3 protein-coding genes are annotated in these 3,113 nt (G+C 64.7%); 2 read left to right on the forward strand and 1 reads right to left on the reverse strand.

Going from position 1 to position 3,113, the window contains the following annotated elements; genetic code table 11:
- Both ACESNG_RS17595 and ACESNG_RS17600 read left to right on the forward strand, forming a co-directional pair.
- A partial coding sequence (locus ACESNG_RS17595; protein ID WP_373070056.1) for a DUF1552 domain-containing protein occupies positions 1-705 on the forward strand: 705 nt, incomplete at its 5' end.
- Between the two features lie 42 nt (positions 706-747).
- On the forward strand, positions 748-2,583 hold the full coding sequence (locus ACESNG_RS17600; protein WP_373070058.1) for an ankyrin repeat domain-containing protein: 1,836 nt from the start codon (positions 748-750) through the stop codon (positions 2,581-2,583).
- Between the two features lie 7 nt (positions 2,584-2,590).
- Here the strand turns inward: ACESNG_RS17600 and ACESNG_RS17605 are convergent.
- Positions 2,591-3,113 (reverse strand): creatininase family protein (locus ACESNG_RS17605; protein ID WP_373064610.1); only part of this gene is annotated, 523 nt, incomplete at its 5' end.

Here is a 3,113-nt window from a genome sequence, read left to right on the forward strand (position 1 = left end):
AGTACGGGCAGTGTGCTCGACTGGATCACGGGGCGCGTGGCGCCGCTGAACCGTCAGCTCGGCGCCGGTGACCGGCGGCGCATGGAGCAGTATCTCGAGAATGTTCGCGAGATCGAGCGGCGCATTCAGCAGGTCGAAGCGCGCAATGCGTCCGGTGAAGAACGCGAGCTGGCTGGCGCGCCGACCGGCGTGCCGGACTCCTTCGGCGATCACGTGAAGATCATGTTCGATCTGCAGGTGCTCGCGCTGCAGAGCGACATGACGCGCGTCTTCTCGTTCAAGATGGGACGTGATGCGTCGGCGCGCGTGTATCCCGACAGCGGCGTGGCGACCGGCTTCCACCCGTCGTCGCACCATGGCAACAATCCGGCGCGCGTGCGCGAGTTCGCCGAGATCAACCGCTACCACGTGAGTCTACTGCCGTATCTGCTCGACAAGCTCAAGACCACGATGGACGGTGATACGCCATTGCTGGACAAGACGACCATCGTGTACGGCTCGCCGATGTCGGACAGCAATACACACAACCATCGTCGCGCCCCGCTGTTGCTTCTTGGCGGCGGACACGGACTCGCCTCCGGCAATCAGCACCTCAAGGCACCCGACGGCACGCCGATGGCCAACGTCATGCTCAGCCTGATGCACAAGCTGGGCATGGACGACGTCAGCACGTTCGGCGACAGCACCGGTGAATTCGCGTTCTGATCTGTCTGTGACCTGTCTCTGACCAAGCGGAGCGAACGTCGTATGAATCGAGTGATGCTCAAGGTGTTCGGTGTGATCGCGATCGGCATTCCCGGTGGACCGCCGATCGCGCTTCCTCCCGTTTCGGCGGTAGCCGATGCAGCGATGCGCGGAAATGGTGCCGCGGTGCGCGCGCTCGTGGCCACCGGAGCCGACGTGAACGTGGCGCAGGGCGACGGCATGACGGCGTTGCACTGGGCCGCCAATCGTGGGGATTCGTCGCTCGCGGTGGTGCTGCTACGCGCCAAGGCGCGGCTTTCGGCCACCACGAGGGTTGGAGGCTTTACGCCGCTCCACGTGGCAAGCCAAAGCGGTGCCACTGGCGTGGTGAGGGCGCTGCTGGCTGCGAAGGCCGACGCGCGCGCCGTGACCGCCAATGGAGCGTCGCCGTTGCACCTTGCAGCCGTGGCGGGAGTGCCGGGTACGATCGCTGCGTTGATCGCAGCGGGCGGCGACGTGAACGCGAAGGAACCGTCGTGGGGACAGACCCCGCTGATGACCGCTGCCGCGAGAGGCCGAGCAGACGCGGTGCGTGCACTTCTGAAAGCCGGCGCCGACCCGTCTGTCACCGCCAGGACCATGGACATCATGGCCAGCGCGGCGCAGGACCGTCAGGCCAAGGCCAAACGTGATGTGGTGCTCGCGCAGCTCCGCGAGGCGCAGGGACAGACGAAGAATGCCAACTGGATGCCATCGCCGTCGCAGGTGCAGGCGGCGGTAAAAGCCTCTCGCGAGGTGGAGGTGCAGGCCGCCACGACCGCGGCTCTCGCGGGCGCGGCGGCCGCAACGGCAACCGAAGAGGCTCGGCTGTCGGCACAGGGGGGCCGTGGGCTCGATGACGACAATCCGGGCTACAACGAACTGCTTGGCGCGCAGGGTGGCCATACGGCGCTGCTGCTGGCGGTACGTGAAGGAAAAATTGAAGCGGTCGACGCGCTGCTCGATGGTGGAGCGAACATCGACCAGGTGAGTGCTGGCGATCATACGAGCCCGATGCTGATGGCGTCGATCAACGGCCATTACGACATGGTGATGCTGCTGCTGGAGCGCGGCGGCAATCCCAACCTTGCCAGCGACGCGGGCGCCGCGCCGCTCTTCGCGGTACTGAACAAGGAATGGGCACCAATGACCCGTACGCCGCAGCCGTCGTTCCAGCTGCAGCAGAAGGCGATGTATCTGGAGGTCGTCGACGCGCTGCTCAAGGCCAAGGCGAATCCCAACGCGCGACTGTCACGATCGCTCTGGTATACCACGTACAACCGCGACAATCTGGGCGTGGATTTCACTGGTGCCACGCCGTTCTTCCGCGCGGCGCATGCGACCGATATTGCCGCGATGAGGCTGCTGCTCGCTGCGGGCGCCGATCCGATGATCGCGACCATCAAGCCCAAACCACGGGCGCGCCGTGGCGCCGCTGCGGTCATACGCGAAGATCCGTCCGGGCTCGCGCCGCTTCCTGATGGTGGCTTGGGCGTATTCGCGATTCACGCCGCAACCGGCGTTGGTTACGGTCAAGCCTTCGCGGCCAACGAGCATAAGCATACGCCCGACGGCTGGATGCCCGCGCTGCGCTACCTCGTGGAAGAGTTGAAGTTCGACGTGAACATGCGTGACTTCAACGGTTACACGCCGTTGCATCATGCCGCAGCACGTGGCGACAACGTGATGATCGAGTATCTGATCTCGAAGGGTGCCGACGTGATGGCGGTCGCGCGCACGGGACAGACGACCGTGGACATGGCGAACGGCCCGGTGCAGCGCATCTCGCCGTTTCTGGACACGGTGGCCTTGCTGGAAAAGCTGGGTGCGAAGCACAACCATCGCTGTATATCCTGCTGACTTCACGCTACGGCGTGCCGCCCTTCAGGGCACGATACTGGGCGAGCGCCGCATTCACTTTCTGATCGACCGCGATCTTGCCGATCGCGGCCGAAGCCTTGGTCGGATCGCCGGTGACACCGGCGTCCGGCGCGCCGCCATTCGGCATCAGCTTGTCCAGCCGAATCCCGTCGCTGAACACGTACAGCAATTGCGATGTGTCGCTGGTACCGGCGTGCGACCCGACCATCTTCTCGTCCCATCCGTAGGTGGTTTTGAGATAGTCGCGAATCTGGATGCGACCCTTCTGGTAATAGTCGACGAGCGCATATACACGCACGCCGGTCCCGGCCCACTCCGCATTCAGCGCGTTCGCCACGGCGGTGAGGCCAGCTTGGTTCCCACCGCTATCGCCGATCAGCAGGATGTCGGTGAATCCGTGCACGCGTAGCGATCGCACGGCCGCATCGAGCAAGCGATCGTAGCTGGGCGAGGGTAGCGAAATGACACCCGGCTTGTCACCGAAACCGGCGCGCGTGTAGTTGCCCTCG

The organism is Gemmatimonas sp., assembly GCF_041689975.1.
GTDB lineage: Bacteria > Gemmatimonadota > Gemmatimonadetes > Gemmatimonadales > Gemmatimonadaceae > Gemmatimonas.

What these genes read in the sequence shown, in the direction of transcription:
- ACESNG_RS17600 (WP_373070058.1), top strand. Translation starts at nt 748, where the DNA reads ATGAATCGAGTGATGCTCAAGGTGTTCGGTGTGATCGCGATCGGCATT.